Here is a 17,089-nt window from a genome sequence, read left to right as displayed (position 1 = left end):
CTCCCTGAGGGAGAGGGGTTGGGGGTGAGGGTCTGGTTTGATTGAACCAGGCGGGCATCCTCTCATCTGCCGAAGCGCCGCTGCCGCGACTGATAGCTGAGCAGGGCTTGGTGAAAGGCGGCGCGGTCGAAATCCGGCCAGAGGATGGGGGTGAAGTACTGCTCGGTGTAGGCCATCTGCCAGAGCAGGAAGTTGCTGATGCGCATCTCGCCGCTGGTGCGGATCAACAGGTCGGGATCGGAGAGGCCGGTGGTGTAGAGAAATTGGGAAAAGAGGGCTTCGTCGATCTGATCCGGTTGCAAAAGTCCCTGTTGCACCAGGGTGGCAATCGAGCGGCAAGCCTGCAGGATCTCCTGTCTGCCGCCGTAGTTGAGGGCCACCGTCAGGCAAATGCCCTCGTTGTGCTGGGTGCGTTCCACCGCATGCAGGATCGTGTCCTGCAAAGACTGGGGCAGGGCCGACAACTGGCCGGCAAACTGGATGCGCACCCCCTGCTGCACCATTTCCGCCAGCTCCTGCCACAGCACCTGCTCAAACAAAGTCATGAGAAAATCGACTTCTTCGCGGGCGCGGCCCCAGTTCTCGGTGGAGAAGGCGTAGGCGGTGAGGGCGGGGATCCCCCAATCATCGCAACAGCGCAACAGCTCCTTCAGGGCCGCTACCCCGCGCTGATGCCCGACACTGCGGGGCAAACCCCGTTTTTGCGCCCACCGCCCGTTGCCATCCATGACCACTGCCACATGGCGGGGCAACAACTGCGGATCCAGGTCGGCAGGCAACTGCAGAAGATGGACAGGAGAAAGGGTCATGCGGCTCAGTCTTTGGGAAGGGTTTTCTCGGGTTTGCGAAAGCGTTTGGCCAGATCGAGCAGGGATCCCCACCAGCGCAGCAGTCCATTGCGCAACCACGGGTGGGCCCACAATCCCTGCAGCGGGGCATCTCGTTTTTTAGCATCGCGGGGATTGCGCAACCGCTGCACCAGCAGTTTGTGTAGCTCGGCACTGGTCAGGGGTCGCTCCAGGCGTCCGCCTTCTGCCAGCGAAATGGATCCCGTTTCTTCTGAGACCACAATACACAAGCAGTTGGCTTGTTCGGTGATCCCCATGGCGGCGCGGTGTCGTGTGCCCAGTTGTCGGGAGGCGGCCCGCTCCGAAACCGGCAGGATCACCCCCGCTGCGCGAATGCGATCCCGGTGGATGACAACGGCCCCATCATGGAGCAAAGTTGAAGTCTGGAAAATCGTCTGCAGGATCTCCCGCGACACCCGCGCCTGGAGAGAGACCCCTTTGTCGGTAAACACCCGCGAGTCAATGGGCTGATCTGGCTCGATTACAATCAGCGCCCCTGTCCGGTTTTGGGAAAGCTCTCGCACCGCCTGCACCAATTCTTCCACCAAATCCTCCTCAGGGTCGTCCTCGTCATTGCCTGCGTTGCCCGGCCACTCAACGCGGATGGCCCTCGCCAGTTGCTCCAGCAGCCGCCGAAACTCCGGCTGAAAGAGCACGCCCATGGCTACAGCTGCGGCCAGGAGCAGGCGATCCAAAATCAGGTGCACCAGCGGCAAGGAGGCTGTGGCCAGGTAGAGCACCAGGAGCACCATAAATCCCCGCACCAGCACCCCGGCCCGGCTCTCGCGGGTGTAGTAGAGGGCCAAAGCCAATAGCAAGACAGCCAGAGCCCAGTCCAAGAGGCTGAGAAAGGTAAATTGCTGTAGCCAAGCCCATAAGGCTGCCAGCATGCCAAAAAACCCCGTTCACGCTCCCCTCATTGCAGACCTTCTGCCTGTGCCGCTCTCAGAACCCTTGTTGACTGCGGCCCCCAGACCAGCCTACCACCCACCTCCTATCTGTTTTCCAGTCTCGCCCGCCCAAGACCGATGTGAGTTGCCCTTGCGGGACAAGCGGTACCCCCTTCCTCAACTGAGACGGCTGTGGTCAACCAACCTCCGCCTCACCGCCGCAGCCGCTCCGGTAAAACATCTTGACGAATTAGGTCGGCATAAGTTTCTCGCCGCAGGATCAGCTGGGCCTCTCCCTCATTGACCAGCACCGCGGCTGGTCGAGGAAAGCGATTGTAATTGGAAGCCATGCTGTAGTTATAGGCCCCCGTTGCCAAAACCACCAGCACTTCCCCTGCCATTGGGGCCGGCAGAAGCACATCCTTCAACAGCACATCTCCCGACTCGCAGTGTTTGCCGGCAATTGTGACCCGCTGCGTGGCCTCGGCCTCAGGGCGGTTGGCCAGAAGGGCGGTGTAGCGGGCTCCGTAGGTGATGGGGCGGGGGTTGTCGGACATGCCGCCGTCGATGGTGATGTAGAGACGTCCTTCGGGCAGGCCATCGCCCGGCGGGATCCGCTTTTGCCCCCCCAGGGTATAGGCGGTAACAGCAGCCGGCCCAATCACGGATCGTCCAGGCTCGCAGAGCACCTTGGGCAGCGAGATCCCGGCTTCTGCAAAAGCCTGTTGCACCGCTGTCGCCACTGTTTCCACCCACTCCGGAATGGAGGGGGGATCGTCGGATTCGACATAGCGGATCCCCAGGCCCCCACCCACATTCAGCTCTTGCAGAGGCAGCCCTCGCTCCAGCCCTTGCCGCCAGATCTGAGCCAGCACCCCTGCCAGATCCCGGTGTCCTTGCAGATCAAAAATCTGGGATCCGATGTGGGCGTGCAGCCCGACGCACTCCAACTGGGGATGGGCAGCTATCCGATCCATCGCTTCCGGCAGTTGCCATCGCCCGATGCCGAATTTGCTATCGGTTTGGCCGGTGCGGATGTACTCGTGGGTGTGGACATCGATACCGGGGTTAACCCGCAGCAACAGGCGGGCTGGTCGTTCAGAGGTGGCCAGGGCAGCCACCTGCTGCAGCTCGTAGAGGCTATCCACCACCAAAGTACAGCCCGTTTCCAGAGCCAGGTTCAGCTCCTCAACAGACTTGGCGTTGCCGTGCAGGTAGAGATCTTCGCCTTTGGCTCCTGCCTGCACAGCCGTGTACAGCTCCCCGCCGGAAGCCACATCCAGTCCCAGCCCCTCCTGCAGGGCCAAAGCACAAATGGCCAAGCAATTCCAGGCTTTCGTGGCGTACAAAACCCGGAATTCCCCCGCGTAGCAGCGGGCCCAGGTGTGGCGGTAGAGCCGGCACGCCTGCCGCAGAGTCCACTCGTCCAGGATGTAGAGAGGGGATCCAAACTGGCGCACCAGCTCCACCACGTCGCAGCCGCCAATTTCTAGGTGCCCCCGGCTGTTGATGCGGCTGGTCAGGGGGCGCAAAGACTGGTTGGGAGAAACTTGTTCGACGGGGGTGGGGGTGCCAAGGGTTGAAACCATAGTGACGAGCAAAAAGACTGTCCTACACCCTATCAAGTTTTCTCTCCAGTTTGGCCGAGGAAAGGCCCTCAAGCCCGCGCTTGCCAGGGGGATGGCTGCCTGCCCGGCCCCGCTAGGGCACGTTCCTCACAAGTGGATTCGATCTTGGCTGGCACTTTCTGCTACTATAGAAGGCCAGTGTCTGGGGGTCGATGCCCGAGGGGTTAAAGGGGGCGGACTGTAAATCCGCTGGCTTACGCCTACGTTGGTTCGAATCCAACTCGGCCCACCATCGGGTTTGCCCACGTGGCTCAGTGGTAGAGCACCCCCTTGGTAAGGGGGAGGTCACGAGTTCAATCCTCGTCGTGGGCTTACAGGATGTGGGTGGCCCCTGTTGGCTGGGGCAGAGTCTCGCCTGGCTTGCAGACCTCGCCGCTGAGAGAGAAGGCCCGTGTAGCCGTGATGCGCACCGGCACCAGGGATCCCTTCAGTTGTTCCGGATCCCCTGCGAAGAACACCAAGCGATTGCCGCGGGTGCGCCCCATGGCCTGGCGGGGGTTTTTCGGGTTGGGGCCTTCCACCAGCACCTCCTGCACTTGGCCCAGGAGTCGAGCGCTGCGGGCGGCAGCCACCTCGGCCACCAGTCGGTTCAGCCGTTGCAGGCGATCGCTTTTTTCCTCTTCCGGCACTTGGTCAGGCCACTCCGCCGCAGGGGTGCCGGGACGGGGGGAGTAGGCGGCGGTATTTAACAAGTCAAAGCCGATATCCCGCACCAGTTGCAGGGTTTCTTGGAACTGGGCTTCTGTTTCGCCCGGAAAGCCGACGATGGCATCGGCGCTGATGGCCGCTTCCGGCATGTATTGGCGGATGAGCTGGATGAGTTGGCGATAGCGCTCCTGGGTGTAGCCGCGCCGCATCCGCTTGAGCACGGCGTTGCTGCCTGCCTGGAAGGGGATGTGGAAGTGCTCGCAGACTTTGGGCAGCTCGGCGCAGGTGGCGATCAGCTCCTCGGTGAAGTAGCGCGGGTGGCTGGTGGCAAAGCGGATCCGCTCGATCCCTTCCACCGAATGGACGAAGCGCAACAGGCTGGCCAGGTTGGTCTTGGGATCCAGATCCCGCCCGTAGGCGTCGATGTTCTGGCCCAGCAAGGTCACCTCGCGGTAGCCCGCCCGGGCCACGTCTTCGATCTCGGCGCGAATGGCCTGAGGTTGGCGCGACTGCTCTTGTCCCCGCACCAGCGGCACGATGCAATAGGTGCAGCGTTCGTTGCAGCCGTAGATGACGTTGATCCAAGCGGTTACCTGGCTGTCGCGGCGGGGCTTGGTGATGTCTTCTGGGATCTCGATGGGATCGGTGGCCACCACCTGGTTGCCGGCCTCCACCTGCGCCAGCAGATCCCCAAGGCGGTTCACGTACTGGGGGCCCATGACCAGATCCAACTCGGGGACGCGGCGCAACAACTTTTCTCCCTCTTGCTGGGCCACACAGCCGGCCACGATGAGCTTGATGGCCGGGTTTTTCCGTTTGCGCTGCGCCTGGATGCCCAGGTAGGAATACACCTTCTGCTCAGCATTGTCGCGGATGGTGCAGGTGTTGTAGAGAACCAAATCCGCCTGCGACTCATCTTCGGTGGCCACATACCCCAGCGACTCCAGGATCCCGGCCATGCGCTCGGTGTCGGCGCGGTTCATTTGGCAGCCGAAGGTGATGGTGTGGTAAGTGGGAGCAGCCATGGGAAGAACAGCACCAAAAGCCATCATTTTGAGCTTAGCGGATCCCTGACGGTTACGGAGTTTGCGACTGCATCGGCTAATCTGGAAAGGATCCTTACCCTGGCAAAGGTGCATGTTGCCAAAGCATCGTCCCAAGCAACTGTCGCTGGGCCCTCTGGAATCGGAAATCCTGGATATCCTTTGGGATTTGGGCAGTGCCAGCACCCGGCAAATCCACGAGCGCATCTTGGCCGATCCGGATCGAGAGCTGGCCTATGCGTCGGTAACCACCGTCTTGCAGCGCCTGAGCCAGAAGGGCTGGGTGAGCTGTGAGCGCCGCACCGATGCGCAGGGGCGAAACCTACCGATGCTGTGGCGGCCCCGTCTTTCTCGTCAGGAAGCGGCCAGCCTCAGGGCCTTCACCCACCTGCAACAATTTTTGGCCGTGGGGGATCCGGATACGGTGGCAGCCTTTGCCGACAGCCTGGATCAGGCCAGTGTGTCCCAGTTGCAGGCGATTGCCGAACGGCTGCGGGCAGCTCGTCAAGCTAGGAGGGAGACGCGATGAGCCACTTGGGCATGTTGGCACTGGGCTTAGGCCTCAGTTGGCTGTGGCGGGCGCAAGTGCGTCTGGATAAAGGTGGCGGGTGGGGCCGACGTTGGCAGCGAGCTTGGCTCCATTTCCTGCTGCCGCCGCTGCTTTTGCTGACAACTGCTTTGGCCTTGGCCTGGATGGGGCCATGGGGACAAATGGCCGGGGCGGGGGGCTGGTTCTGCTACGGCTGTGCCCTGCTGCTGCTGGCTGTGGCCGGCGGCGTGGCCTTGCGCTGGATGTGGGAATACTGGTGCTCCTATCGACGCGCCCACCTACAGGCTCTGGCCCAAGTGGATTTGCATGGCTCTCCAGCCTATGTGCTGGACTTGGAGATCCCTTTTGCCGCCCAAGTGGGGGTGTGGAATTCGCGGCTGGTGGTCAGCCGCGGCCTGCTGGAGCAATTGGATGAGGAGCACTTGCGGGCTGTGATCGCCCACGAAGAGGCCCACCGCCACTACCGCGACACCCTCTGGATGTTTGGGGTGGGCTGGCTGCGACGCCTCACCGGCTGGCTGCCCAACACCGAGATCCTCTGGCAGGAATTGCTCACCCTGCGGGAGCTGCGGGCGGATCGCTGGGCGGCCCAACGGGTGGATCCCTTGCTGTTGGGAGAAGCCTTGCTGCAGGTGGTGGGCTATGGGGTGGGGGATCAACTGGCATCAGCTTGGGTTGGCTTTGCAATGGCCGTGAGTTCAGACCCAGGACAACGGCTGCAAGAGCGCATCGATGCTCTGCTGCAGCAGGCAGAGTTAGAGCCTGTCGATCCCTTACCCAGTGCTCCAGTTCAGGGTTGGGCTTGGTTAGGGTTGGCCCTGTTGCCTTTGCTGGCGATTCCGTTCCATAGCTGATTGCGGTAGCGGGACGGAGTCCCAGAATCTGGCAGAATGCGCTACTCTAGGTCAGGCTTTCTGACTTCTACCGACTTACGGCAGTGCAGACCAACTTTTCCCTTTCTGAGGCGACTGGGTCGGCCTGTGATCCCCTGACGCGGGCGCAGATCCTCATTGAGGCTCTGCCCTACATCCAGCAGTACCAGGGCCGCGTCATTGTCATCAAATATGGCGGCGCCGCCATGGTGCATCAGGAACGGCGGGCCGAGGTGTTACGGGACATCGTCTTTCTGGCCTGCGTTGGCATCCGTCCGGTGCTGGTGCATGGAGGAGGCCCGGAGATTAACAGTTGGCTGCAAAAGCTGGACATTCCCTTCAAGTTTGTGGACGGCCTGCGGGTGACCGATGCCGCCACCATGGAGGTGGTGGAGATGGTGCTGGTGGGCAAGGTCAACAAGCAGATTGTACAGCTCATCAGCTTAGCGGGCGGCTCGGCGGTGGGGCTGTGCGGTCGGGATGGCAATTTGATCAAGGCGCGCTCCCAGGGCCGGGCGGAAATCGGCTTTGTGGGAGAAGTCAGCACCATCAACCCCCAGTTGGTGCAAACTCTGTTGGAGGGCGGCCAGATCCCGGTGATCTCCAGCGTGGCCGCCGACGAGACGGGCCAAGCCTACAACATCAATGCCGATACGGTAGCCGGGGAGCTGGCGGCCTCTCTAGGGGCAGAAAAGCTGATCCTTCTCACCGACACCCCCGGCATTCTCAGGGATCCCCAAGATTCTGGATCCCTGATTACGCTTCTGGATATCGAGATGGCCCGCCAGTTAATCCAGAGCGGCGTGGTCAGAGGCGGCATGATCCCCAAGGTGCAGTGCTGCATTCGCGCCTTGGCTCAAGGGGTGCGGGCCGCCCACATCCTAGACGGGGGATCCCCGCATTCCCTGCTCTTGGAACTGCTAACCGATGCCGGCGTGGGCACTAAGCTTGTCCCTTCCCAATTTTCCGCCCAGTTGGAGGGACTGAACAGCGGGCCTGCTAGGCTTCCTTAACGTTTTTGGGTGTCAGTCAGTGAGCCTTGCCACCTCTCCCCCCGCTGCCGATTTAAGTAGGGATCCCCAACCCCGGCGAGAAAGTGACTGGCGACTGCTGCGGCTGCTCTGGCCCTATGCCCGGCGGCACCTGAAGCTGTTGTTGGCCGCCTTGGCCTTTTTGCCGCCCCTGGCCCTAGCCGATGCGGTGCAGCCCTTGATCCTGCAGCGGGCCCTGGACGGCCCCATCGCCCAAGCGCTCGCCCAAGGCAACAGTGGGATCCTCGCCGGCCTCTGGCCCTACGTGGGCCTGTTGATCCTCACCCTGCTGGCCCGCTGGGTTTTTCAAGCCTTGGAAGGGTATACCAGCCAGAAGCTGGGGCAGTTGATGACCCGCGACATCCGCAATGATCTCTTTGCCCACGTGCTGGCCCTGCCGGCCCAATTTTTCGATCGCACCCCGGTGGGCAAGTTGATCACCCGCATCACCAGCGATGTAGAAGCTCTGGGGGATGTGTTTTCCACCGGCGCGGTCGGCATCGTCAGCGACCTCTTTACCCTGGCGGTAATCGCGGTGGTAATGCTCAGCCAGCGCTGGGATCTGGGCCTGCTGCTGATCCTCATTGTCCTGCCGGTTAGCGCTGTGGTCATCGAGCTGCAGCGCCGCTTTCGCGATGCCAACTTCCGCGTGCGGGAAGAGCTCTCCAAGCTCAACGCCTGGATCCAGGAAAACGTCTTGGGCATTGCTGTGGTGCAACTGTTTCGGCGGGAGCGGCTCAACAGCGAGATTTTTCAAACCATCAACCGGCGCTACATCCAAGAGGTGGATCAGACCATCCTCTACGACTCTGCCCTTTCCGCCGTTTTGGAGTGGGTTGCCTGGCTGGCGGTGGCCGCTCTCCTGTGGGTGGGGGGGCAGCAGGTGCTGGCAGCCGGAGGGGGATCCCTGCCTTTGCCCCGAGAACCCCTCACCTTCGGCAGCCTCTACGCCTTCATTCTCTTTTCCCAGCGCTTTTTCAACCCCCTGCGCCAGTTGGCGGAAAAGTTCACCGCCCTGCAGGCGGGGTTCACCGCTGTGGAACGCATCGACCACATCCTCAGCCTGCCCGTCGCCATCCAGGATCCCGTCCAGCCGCGCCACCTGCCCCCAACGGCCAAAGGGGAGGTGCAGTTCGAGCAGGTCTGGTTTGCCTACAACCCCGGCGAGTGGGTGCTCAAAGACCTCAGCTTCACCATCCGCCCCGGCGAAAAGGTCGCCCTGGTGGGGCCCACCGGCGCCGGCAAAAGCTCCATCATCCGCCTACTTTGCCGCCTTTACGAGGTAACTCGCGGCTGCATCCGCATCGACGGCGTGGACATTCGCGATCTGCCCCAGGCCGAGCTGCACCGTCACCTGGGCGTGATCCTGCAGGACGGATTCTTGTTCTCTGGAGATATCCAGCAAAACATCACCCTGGGAGAGAAGGGCGAGCTGGCAGAAGTAGAGCGGGTGGCCCGCCAACTCCACCTGCACGAGTTCATCCGCGAGCTGCCCCAGGGCTACGCCACCCCCGTGCGGGAGCGGGGCAGCAACCTCTCCAGCGGCCAAAAACAGCTCATTAGCTTTGTGCGGGCCCTGTGGCGGGATCCGAAAATCTTGGTCTTGGATGAGGCCACCGCCAGCCTGGATGTGGGCACGGAGGCCCTGATCCAATCCGCCCTGGAAACCCTGCTACGGGATCGCACCGCCCTCATCATCGCCCATCGCCTCTCCACCATCCGCAATGTGGATCGCATCTTGGTTCTGCAGCGGGGGGAACTGAAAGAACAGGGATCCCACGCCGAGCTCATGGCCCGCAACGGCCTCTACGCCAAGCTCTACCGGCTGCAAGGTCTGGGCGGCTAGCGACCGGCACCAAAGCGAGACCCAAGCGCCCGCAGGGTGGTGAAGCTGGCGTCCGCAAGGGCAACTCGAGCTTTGCAGAGCAACAGATTGCCACTGTCCAGGGCAATGTCCTTTAAGCTGGCCAAACCATCGCCGGTTTGCACCAGGGCACGGCGGCCCCAACTGGAGAAATTTTTGCTGAGGGTGTTGATTAAGCGTTCCATAGGGATTGCCCACTCCGCTCCTGAGTCTCCTACTTAGCCTACTCCCCCACCCGCAGATGTCCACAAGCCCAAAAGATATCGAGAAAATTATTACAGATTGTTAAAAGCTTGCCGTCAAAGCGGCAGGCTGGCTATGATGGCCTTCAAGTTTGGCAAGCAACTCAGAAAAGCGGTTAGCCATGAATCATCGGCCAGAAGTAGTGGAAGGCACAGAGGTCAAGCAGAAGGTAACTCTGTATCTCTCACCTGACCTGTACCGGAATCTGAAGATTCGGGCTGCCGTGGAGCAAGAGCCAATGTCAGCGGTGGCAGAGAAGGCCCTCACCTTTTATCTGCTGCACCCAGAAGTTATCGAAGGCGTACAAGGCAGCGCCTACCGCGTCCATCGGTGCCCTGAGTGCGGCCATCGGTTTGTCATCCGCAACGGAGAGGTGGTTTCGCTGCACCAGCCATCGGCTGAGGAAGCCATTCTCGAAGAGGTGGAGCCAGAATACTGGGGATCGGCTGCCGGCTCGGAAGAGCAACGCCAAGATGCGTTGGTGCCCTGCTAAAACGCTTCTAGGTGGGCTCCTTTGGCAACTGAAGCTAGACAGGAGCAAACACCAGCACAAAAGGTTTCTAAGATTCACTCAACAAGGACATCTTCCCAAGCGCGATCCAAGCCCAAGCAACCCAAACTCCGTTTTTCTCCCTTTCTGTCGCTTTCCTTAGATTTCCCCTCTGCAGTTGGTGTTTCCCATGCAAGAGCTCAGCATCCTCATTCAAGCTCAATACCCACTGCTGTACCTGCTTACCCCAGAGGAGGAACGGGCGGAAGCGGCTCTGGCAGCGATTGCCCGCACCCTGAGGCCCCAGCGACGCCTATTCATCTGGACAGTTACCCACGGCATCATCGAATACGGCAACCCCCGCAGCCTCACCCAGCACAACACCCAATCTCCCCAGCCGGCCATCCAGTGGGTGATGGAGCAAAAGGATCCCGCCATCTGCGTCTTCAAGGATCTGCACGACTTTTTGGACAACACCGAGGTCAAGCGTTGGCTGCGCGATGCCATCGCCAGCTTGAAGGGATCCCACAAAACCATCTTGCTCATGTCGCCGGTGCAGGTGATCCCCGTCGAGCTGGAGAAAGACATTTGCGTAGTCGACTTTCCCCTGCCGGACATGGCTGCCCTGGAGCGCACCCTCAACCGGCAGTTGGAGCAGCTTCCCCGCGGCGGATCCGTAAGCCCTGAGACGCGAGAAAAGCTGGTCAAAGCGGCCCTGGGCCTGACGCAGGATGAGGCGGAAAAAGTTTACCGCAAGGCGGTGGTGACGCACGGTCGCCTCAGCGAGGCGGAGGTCGATATCGTTCTCTCTGAGAAAAAGCAACTGATCCGCCGCAACGGCATCCTTGAGTTCATCGAAGAAGATGAGACGATCGACGCGGTCGGCGGTCTGGAGGAATTGAAGCGTTGGCTGCTACAGCGCTCTGAGGCCTTTACCGAGCGGGCCCGTGCCTACGGCCTGCCTCAGCCCAAGGGGCTTTTGATTCTGGGGGTGCCCGGCTGCGGCAAGTCCCTGATCGCCAAGACCACCGCCCGTCTCTGGGGTTTGCCGCTGCTGCGCCTAGATATGGGCCGCGTCTATGATGGCTCTATGGTCGGCAAGTCAGAGGCCAACCTGCGCAGCGCCCTGCGCACCGCCGAATCGCTGGCACCGGCCATCCTCTTTATCGACGAGCTGGACAAAGCCTTCGCCGGCTCGGCAGGCTCTAGCGACTCCGATGGCGGCACCTCCAGCCGCATCTTTGGCTCCTTCCTCACCTGGATGCAGGAGAAGCGTTCGCCGGTGTTTGTCATGGCCACGGCCAACCGCGTAGAGCGCCTGCCGGGCGAGTTCCTGCGCAAGGGCCGTTTTGACGAGATTTTCTTCGTGGATCTGCCCAACATCAACGAGCGCATGGAGATCTTCCGGATCCACCTGAAGAAGCGGCGGCGCGACATCAGCCGCTTTGATCTGCGTCAGCTAGCAGCGGCCTGCGAGGGCTTCTCCGGCGCGGAGATCGAACAAGTTTTGATTGCTGCCATGTACGAAGCGTTTGCCCAGAACCGCGAATTTACGCAACTGGACATTTTGGCAGCAACGAAAGCAACTCAACCGCTATCTCGCACCATGACGGAGCAAGTGGTAGCGTTGAGGGAATGGGCCCAGCAGCGGGCTCGGCCTGCAGCAGCCTCTGTAGCCGAGTACCAGCGGCTGGAGTTCTAGGAGGAGTGAGAAGCCAGAGTTGCCTTGGCAGAGGCAAAAATGGCAAAACCCCCACTTTGAACGTTGCCCATTGTTTGTGTTGATGTTCCAAACCCTAAACACAGGAGAGAAACACCATGTCTCATTTTAGCACCTTGCGCACCAAGATCACCGATGGCCAGATTCTGGTTAACTCCCTGCGCGATCTCGGCTACACCGTCAAGATGAACGCCGATGTGCGTGGCTACAACGGCCAGCGTGTTCGTGCCGACATCGTGGCCCAATTGGAAGGCGACTACGATCTGGGCTGGTCCAAGAACCCCGACGGTTCCTACGACCTGATCGCCGATCTGTGGGGCGTGGCCAAGAAGCACAACCAAACCGAGTTGATCAACTCCATCAACCAGAAGTACGCCGTCAACAAGACCTTGGCCGAGGTGAAGCGTCCTGGCTTGAACAACGCCAACGTTAAAGTGGTGATGCACTAAGCCGGATCCAGTCTCGCCATTGCTGCGGCCATCTGAGCCGAGTAGATCACAAAGAGGGGCTGAACTCAGCCCCTACTTTTTTGCTGCTTTTGGGTTGGATGAGCCGAGCAGGAACTTACACTACGCTTCGCTGAGGACGGCAATGCCGGGCAGCTCTTTGCCCTCCAGCAGCTCCAGGCTGGCGCCGCCGCCGGTGGAAATGTGGGTCATTTTGTCGGCCAGGCCGACTTTTTCCACAGCCGCCACCGAGTCGCCGCCGCCAATGATGGTGATGGCCCCGGCCTGGGTGAGGTCGGCCAGGGTGCGGGCAATGGCTTCTGTGCCCGCGGCAAAGCGGTCGAATTCAAATACGCCCATCGGCCCGTTCCAGACTACGGTTTGGCACCCCTGCAGGGCAGCCTGGAAGGCTTTGACCGATTCGGGGCCGATGTCCAAGCCCATCCAGTCGTCGGGAATGGCGTGGATGGAAACCGTCTGGGCGTTGGCGTCTTTGTCAAACTTATCGGCCACCACCACATCCACCGGCAGCAGCAGCTCCACGCCCCGCGCTTTGGCCTTCTCCATCAGAGAGCGGGCCAGCTCCAGCTTGTCGGTTTCCACCAAAGACTTGCCGGTTGGGATCCCTTGGGCTTGGTAGAAGGTGAAGATCATGCCGCCGCCCAGCAGGAGCTTGTCCACTTTTTCCAGCAGCCGCTCAATGACGCCAATCTTAGTAGAGACTTTGGAGCCGCCGATGATGGCCGCCAGAGGTCGCTGGGGGTTCTCGATGGCGCCGGAGAGAAACTGCAGCTCCTTTTCCACCAGGTAGCCGGCCACGGCAGGCTGGAGGTAGGCGGTGACGCCGGCGGTGGAGGCGTGGGCGCGGTGGGCGCTGCCAAAGGCATCGTTGACAAACAAGTCGGCCAGCGAGGCCAGCTTGCGGGCAAATTCCGGGTCGTTGGCTTCCTCTTCCGGGTAAAAGCGAACGTTTTCCAAGAGGGCCACCTGTCCGTTTTCCAGGCGGCTGACCACGGCTTCCGCCTCAGGGCCAATGCAGTCGGGGGCAAAGGCCACCGGCTGGCCCAAGAGCTGGGAAAGACGGGTGGCCACAGGGGCGAGGCTATTGCCCTCGCGGGTGATCTGGAGGGCGCCGGTCTCTTTGTCTTTTTTGATGGGGCGGCCCAGGTGGCTGGTGAGGATGACCTTGGCCCCCGCCTGGGCCAGAGCTTGGATGGTGGGCAGCGAGGCGCGGATGCGGGTGTCGTCGGTAATGTTGCCCTGGGGATCCAGAGGGACGTTGAAATCGGCGCGCACCAGCACACGCTTGCCGGTCAGATCAAAGCCGGATGACAGCAGGGATCCCAGTGTTTGTTTGGCCATCATCGTCCCTCCCCCTGGAACCAAGAGAATCGCTTTTTTCTTCCGTATCCTACCAGGGATCGGATCCCGGCGGGAAACAAGTGCTCTCCGGGTTTTCTCCCCACCGCCGGTGGCTGGAGCGATTGTAACGGTTTGCAAATAGAATAGATAATGTTGCTCATTGTCATCATCATGCGTGTAGCCATTGCTGGAGGAGGGCTGGCGGGGCTGGCCTGTGCCAAGTATCTGTGTGATGCCGGGCATCAGCCGCTGCTGTTTGAGCGGCGGGATGTGCTGGGGGGGCTGGTGGCCGCCTGGAAGGATGCCGACGGGGACTGGATTGAGACGGGTTTGCACAACTTTTTCGGCGCCTACCCCAACACCTTGCAACTGTTCCGGGAGCTGGGCATCTCCGATCGCCTGCAGTGGAAGGAACACAGTTTGATCTTCAACCAGCCGGACAAGCCGGGCACCTACTCCCGCTTTGACCTGCCGGACATTCCCGCTCCCTTCAACGCCATTGTCGGCATCCTGCGCAACAACGACATGCTCACCTGGAGCGAAAAGGTGAAATTTGCCCTGGGCCTAGTGCCGGCCATGGTGCGGGGCCAGCGCTACGTGGAGCAGATGGATCGCTACAGCCTCTTAGAATGGCTGCGCCGGCAGGGCATTGACGAGCGGGTCAACACGGATATTTTTATCGCCGTCTCCAAGGCGTTGGCCTTCATCAACCCAGACGAGATCTCGGCCATGGTGCCCCTGACGGCCCTGAACCGCTTTTTGCGCCAAAAGGACGGCTCGAAGATCGCCTACCTGGATGGCGCCCCGCCGGAGCGGCTTTGCCAGCCGATGGCGGACTCCATCATAGCCCGCGGCGGCCAGGTGCATTTGAATGCGGTGCTGCAGGCCATCGACCTCAACCCCGACGGCAGTGTAGCGGGCTTTCGCTTTCTCACCCCTGCCGGGCCGCTTCAGGTCACCGCCGACGCCTACGTCTCAGCCCTTTCGGTGGATGCACTCAAAGAGCTGCTGCCGGCCCGGTGGTGGGAACTGCCCTATTTTCAGCAACTGCGCGAGCTGGAAGGGGTGCCGGTGATCAGCCTGCAGATTTGGTTTGACCGCAAGCTCACCCACATCGACCACTCGCTGTTTTCCCGCTCGCCGCTCTTGAGCGTGTATGCCGACATGAGCAATACCTGCCGCGGCTATGCGGATCCACAGCGCTCGATGCTGGAGCTGGTGCTGGCCCCGGCTGCCGAGTGGATCGACCGCAGCGACGAGGAGATCTTCGCGGCCACGCTGGAGGAGCTCCAAAAACTCTTTCCCCAGCACCTCACCGGCCCCAACCCGGCGCGGGTGCGCAAATGGGTGGTGGTGAAAACGCCGCGCTCGGTCTATAAGGCCACACCGGGCCGGCAGCAATACCGTCCCACTCAGGTCACCCCCATCCCCAACTTTTTCTTGGCGGGCAGCTACACCCTGCAACCCTTCCTGGGCAGCATGGAGGGGGCCATCCTCTCCGGCAAGTGGGCAGCCGAGGCCATCAGCAAGGGGAGCCCATCCCCGGCGGCTGCGCTCTCAAGGTTGGCAACCGCAGGGGTTTGATCGCCTCATTTGGAGCAACCTGACTGTCGGGGCTATCCAGCCTGTCCGCTTTCCCGTAGTGTTGAGATGTGCCCTCGCTGTCCCCATCTGGCCCCGCGCCCCTGGAGATGAGCCCGATGAGTCCGCTGGAGCAATCTTTTGCCCTCTGCCGCCAGATCACGGCCAAGCACGCCAAGACGTTTTATTTGGGATCCCTGCTCTTGCCTCGACCCAAGCGGCGGGCCATCTGGGCCATCTATGCTTGGCTGCGGCAGACCGATGAGTTGCTGGATGGGCTGGAGGCCAGCCAGACGGCGGTGGAAGTCACCCGCAGCAAGCTGGAGCAGTGGGGATCCCATCTGGAGTCCTTGTTCCAGGGGGGGGAGCCGCAAGCCCCCACCGACCTGGCCTTGATCCACACCATCCACACCTACCGCCTCTCGATTGAGCCCTTCCGCGAGATGTTACGGGGGCAAAGCATGGATCTGGACACCCGGCGCTACGCCACCTGGGAAGACCTGCGGGTTTACTGCTACCGGGTGGCCGGGGTGGTGGGGCTGATGTGCTCGGAGATCATGGGGTTTGTGCCGGGTCGGGATGGCCGCGAGGAGGCGGTGGCCCTGGGGATCGCCATGCAACTGACCAACATCTTGCGCGATGTGGGGGAAGATGCCCGCCGCGGGCGGATCTATTTGCCTCTGGAGGACTTGCGCCGCTTCAACTACTCAGAGCGGGATTTGTTTAACTATGTCATCGACGAGCGCTGGATGGCCCTGATGGACTACGAGATCCGGCGAGCTCGAGAGCTCTATGCCCAAGCGGAACGAGGGATCCCTACCCTGCAGTCGGACTCCCGCTGGCCGGTGGCCGCTTCTTTGATGCTCTACCGGCAGATCCTCAACGCCATCGAGCGCAACCACTACCAGGTGTTTCGCACTCGGGCCTATGTGTCCACCCTGAGCAAGGCGCTGGCGCTGCCGGTGGCCTGGTGGCGCTCCAACTACTACGGCTATTAGTAGTGACAGCAAGCCGTTTCCCACTGCGGATCCCAGTGGGCAAGCCCCAAACCCGTAAAGAGCGAGGAAAACCTATGGTGATGCCCTATCGGCAAATCTGGGAAGACAGTTTAACCATCTTCTGGCGCGACTGGCTGGATCTGCGCGGGCGGGTCTGGCAGGTGGTGGCTTCGGGGCTGGTGGCCCCCCTCATCTACATCGTTGCTTTTGGGGTGGGGCTGGGCGGATCCCTGCGGGCCGAGGCCCTGGCTGACGTAGGCGGATCGACGGCGGCAGGTTCCTATTTACGCTTTATTTTGCCGGGGATGGTGGCTCTTTCGGCCATGACGATTAGCTTTGCCGGCACTACTTTCTCCATTTGTGGATCGCGGCTGTTTACCAAGAGCTTTGAAGAGCTGCTGCTCTTGCCGGTGCATCCGCTGGCGCTGCATTTGGGTAAGGTGTTGGCGGGCATTGCCCGCGGCCTGCTCACGGCCTTGGGAGTGTTGGCGGTGGGGGTGCTGGGGACAGGAGCCTGGGGCCTTCTTCATCCCCTGGCGCTGTTGGTGCTGCTTTTGGATTGCGCTGTCTTTGCCGGCATCGGGGTAATCGCCGGCTTAAAGGTGCCCAGCTTGGAGAGTGTGGGCGTGCTCACCAACTTTTTGATTACGCCCATGTCCTTTCTGGGGGCCACTTTTTTTGATCCCAGCCAGTTGCCAGGCTACCTACAGGTGCTGGTCTATTGCCTGCCCCTTTCCTACGCCAGCATCGGCATGCGGGCAGCCGCCTACCAGCCCCCTGCCCAGTTCCCCTGGTACACAGTGGCGGTGCTGGCGGGGTTGGCAACCCTTCTGGCCCTGGTGGGTGCCTACCTGTTTTCCCACCAGCAGGATTAG

16 protein-coding genes and 2 tRNA genes are annotated in these 17,089 nt (G+C 61.3%); 12 read left to right on the top strand and 6 right to left on the bottom strand.

From position 1 onward, the window contains the following. Positions 1-62: 62 nt before the first annotated feature. The 3 genes from NW853_RS10065 to lysA all read right to left on the bottom strand — a co-directional run bounded on the left by NW853_RS10065 (position 63) and on the right by lysA (position 3,327). Complete coding sequence (locus NW853_RS10065) at positions 63-809, bottom strand: isoprenyl transferase (RefSeq protein WP_414348939.1); 747 nt, start codon at positions 807-809, stop codon at positions 63-65. Between the two features lie 5 nt (positions 810-814). Next, positions 815-1,738, bottom strand: a complete 924-nt coding sequence (gene cdaA, locus NW853_RS10060; protein WP_414334907.1) for a diadenylate cyclase CdaA — start codon at positions 1,736-1,738, stop codon at positions 815-817. A 212-nt stretch (positions 1,739-1,950) separates the two neighbouring features. Further along, on the bottom strand, positions 1,951-3,327 hold the full coding sequence (gene lysA, locus NW853_RS10055; RefSeq protein ID WP_414334906.1) for a diaminopimelate decarboxylase: 1,377 nt from the start codon (positions 3,325-3,327) through the stop codon (positions 1,951-1,953). Positions 3,328-3,512: 185 nt separating this feature from the next. Between lysA and NW853_RS10050 the strand changes: the two genes are divergently transcribed. After that, positions 3,513-3,598, top strand: a tRNA-Tyr gene (locus NW853_RS10050). 8 nt (positions 3,599-3,606) lie between these two features. Continuing rightward, a tRNA-Thr gene (locus NW853_RS10045) sits at positions 3,607-3,678 on the top strand. Here the strand turns inward: NW853_RS10045 and miaB are convergent. Then, complete coding sequence (miaB, locus tag NW853_RS10040; protein WP_414348938.1) at positions 3,678-5,039, bottom strand: tRNA (N6-isopentenyl adenosine(37)-C2)-methylthiotransferase MiaB; 1,362 nt, start codon at positions 5,037-5,039, stop codon at positions 3,678-3,680. The genes NW853_RS10045 and miaB overlap by 1 nt on opposite strands. 112 nt (positions 5,040-5,151) lie before the next feature. Here miaB and NW853_RS10035 point away from each other — a divergent pair, with 112 nt between their 5' ends. From NW853_RS10035 to NW853_RS10020, 4 genes are all read left to right on the top strand, one after another. Then, complete coding sequence (locus NW853_RS10035; RefSeq protein ID WP_414334904.1) at positions 5,152-5,586, top strand: BlaI/MecI/CopY family transcriptional regulator; 435 nt, start codon at positions 5,152-5,154, stop codon at positions 5,584-5,586. Then, positions 5,583-6,461 (top strand): M56 family metallopeptidase, encoded by an 879-nt coding sequence (locus NW853_RS10030; protein WP_414334903.1) that lies wholly within the window; start codon positions 5,583-5,585, stop codon positions 6,459-6,461. The genes NW853_RS10035 and NW853_RS10030 overlap by 4 nt, the downstream gene beginning before the upstream one ends. Positions 6,462-6,544: 83 nt before the next feature. Beyond that, a complete protein-coding gene (gene argB, locus NW853_RS10025) occupies positions 6,545-7,492 on the top strand; it encodes an acetylglutamate kinase (RefSeq protein WP_414334902.1) in 948 nt (315 codons plus the stop codon). Between the two features lie 19 nt (positions 7,493-7,511). Then, positions 7,512-9,356 carry an ABC transporter ATP-binding protein gene (locus NW853_RS10020; protein WP_414348937.1) on the top strand — a complete coding sequence of 615 codons (1,845 nt, stop codon included), beginning with the start codon at positions 7,512-7,514 and terminating at the stop codon, positions 9,354-9,356. On the opposite strand, the gene NW853_RS10015 is transcribed toward NW853_RS10020, so the two are convergent. After that, positions 9,353-9,559, bottom strand: a complete 207-nt coding sequence (locus tag NW853_RS10015; RefSeq protein WP_414334899.1) for a hypothetical protein — start codon at positions 9,557-9,559, stop codon at positions 9,353-9,355. The two genes, NW853_RS10020 and NW853_RS10015, sit on opposite strands and share 4 nt — an antisense overlap. A gap of 179 nt (positions 9,560-9,738) precedes the next feature. On the opposite strand from NW853_RS10015, the gene NW853_RS10010 reads away from it, so the two are divergent. The 3 genes from NW853_RS10010 (at position 9,739) to NW853_RS10000 (ending at position 12,276) form a co-directional block, all read left to right on the top strand. Then, positions 9,739-10,110: a hypothetical protein gene (locus tag NW853_RS10010; protein WP_414334898.1), complete on the top strand. Its 372-nt coding sequence runs from the start codon at positions 9,739-9,741 to the stop codon at positions 10,108-10,110. A 187-nt stretch (positions 10,111-10,297) separates the two neighbouring features. After that, positions 10,298-11,809 (top strand): AAA family ATPase, encoded by a 1,512-nt coding sequence (locus NW853_RS10005; RefSeq protein WP_414334897.1) that lies wholly within the window; start codon positions 10,298-10,300, stop codon positions 11,807-11,809. 116 nt (positions 11,810-11,925) lie between these two features. Continuing rightward, positions 11,926-12,276 (top strand): DUF1257 domain-containing protein, encoded by a 351-nt coding sequence (locus NW853_RS10000; RefSeq protein ID WP_414334896.1) that lies wholly within the window; start codon positions 11,926-11,928, stop codon positions 12,274-12,276. Positions 12,277-12,396: 120 nt separating this feature from the next. Here the strand turns inward: NW853_RS10000 and NW853_RS09995 are convergent, their stop codons facing one another. Beyond that, on the bottom strand, positions 12,397-13,635 hold the full coding sequence (locus NW853_RS09995) for a phosphoglycerate kinase (protein WP_414348941.1): 1,239 nt from the start codon (positions 13,633-13,635) through the stop codon (positions 12,397-12,399). Positions 13,636-13,806: 171 nt separating this feature from the next. Between NW853_RS09995 and pds the strand changes: the two genes are divergently transcribed. From pds to NW853_RS09980, 3 genes are all read left to right on the top strand, one after another. Next, positions 13,807-15,219: a 15-cis-phytoene desaturase gene (gene pds / locus NW853_RS09990; protein ID WP_414348940.1), complete on the top strand. Its 1,413-nt coding sequence runs from the start codon at positions 13,807-13,809 to the stop codon at positions 15,217-15,219. A gap of 116 nt (positions 15,220-15,335) precedes the next feature. Then, complete coding sequence (locus NW853_RS09985) at positions 15,336-16,214, top strand: phytoene synthase (RefSeq protein ID WP_414348936.1); 879 nt, start codon at positions 15,336-15,338, stop codon at positions 16,212-16,214. Positions 16,215-16,288: 74 nt separating this feature from the next. Continuing rightward, complete coding sequence (locus tag NW853_RS09980; protein WP_414334894.1) at positions 16,289-17,089, top strand: ABC transporter permease; 801 nt, start codon at positions 16,289-16,291, stop codon at positions 17,087-17,089.

The organism is Synechococcus sp. H55.11 (genome assembly GCF_047462475.1).
Taxonomy (GTDB): Bacteria; Cyanobacteriota; Cyanobacteriia; order Thermostichales; family Thermostichaceae; genus Thermostichus.
Note: the sequence above shows the minus strand (reverse complement) of the source record. Positions and strands in the feature narration are given on the sequence as shown.

What these genes read in the sequence shown, in the direction of transcription:
- NW853_RS09995 (WP_414348941.1), bottom strand. Translation starts at nt 13,635, where the DNA reads ATGGCCAAACAAACACTGGGATCCCTGCTGTCATCCGGCTTTGATCTG.
- NW853_RS10015 (WP_414334899.1), bottom strand. Translation starts at nt 9,559, where the DNA reads ATGGAACGCTTAATCAACACCCTCAGCAAAAATTTCTCCAGTTGGGGC.
- NW853_RS10035 (WP_414334904.1), top strand. Translation starts at nt 5,152, where the DNA reads ATGTTGCCAAAGCATCGTCCCAAGCAACTGTCGCTGGGCCCTCTGGAA.
- NW853_RS10005 (WP_414334897.1), top strand. Translation starts at nt 10,298, where the DNA reads ATGCAAGAGCTCAGCATCCTCATTCAAGCTCAATACCCACTGCTGTAC.
- NW853_RS10065 (WP_414348939.1), bottom strand. Translation starts at nt 809, where the DNA reads ATGACCCTTTCTCCTGTCCATCTTCTGCAGTTGCCTGCCGACCTGGAT.
- NW853_RS10000 (WP_414334896.1), top strand. Translation starts at nt 11,926, where the DNA reads ATGTCTCATTTTAGCACCTTGCGCACCAAGATCACCGATGGCCAGATT.
- NW853_RS09985 (WP_414348936.1), top strand. Translation starts at nt 15,336, where the DNA reads ATGAGTCCGCTGGAGCAATCTTTTGCCCTCTGCCGCCAGATCACGGCC.
- NW853_RS10030 (WP_414334903.1), top strand. Translation starts at nt 5,583, where the DNA reads ATGAGCCACTTGGGCATGTTGGCACTGGGCTTAGGCCTCAGTTGGCTG.
- NW853_RS10010 (WP_414334898.1), top strand. Translation starts at nt 9,739, where the DNA reads ATGAATCATCGGCCAGAAGTAGTGGAAGGCACAGAGGTCAAGCAGAAG.
- pds (WP_414348940.1), top strand. Translation starts at nt 13,807, where the DNA reads ATGCGTGTAGCCATTGCTGGAGGAGGGCTGGCGGGGCTGGCCTGTGCC.
- lysA (WP_414334906.1), bottom strand. Translation starts at nt 3,327, where the DNA reads ATGGTTTCAACCCTTGGCACCCCCACCCCCGTCGAACAAGTTTCTCCC.
- cdaA (WP_414334907.1), bottom strand. Translation starts at nt 1,738, where the DNA reads ATGCTGGCAGCCTTATGGGCTTGGCTACAGCAATTTACCTTTCTCAGC.
- NW853_RS09980 (WP_414334894.1), top strand. Translation starts at nt 16,289, where the DNA reads ATGGTGATGCCCTATCGGCAAATCTGGGAAGACAGTTTAACCATCTTC.
- miaB (WP_414348938.1), bottom strand. Translation starts at nt 5,039, where the DNA reads ATGGCTGCTCCCACTTACCACACCATCACCTTCGGCTGCCAAATGAAC.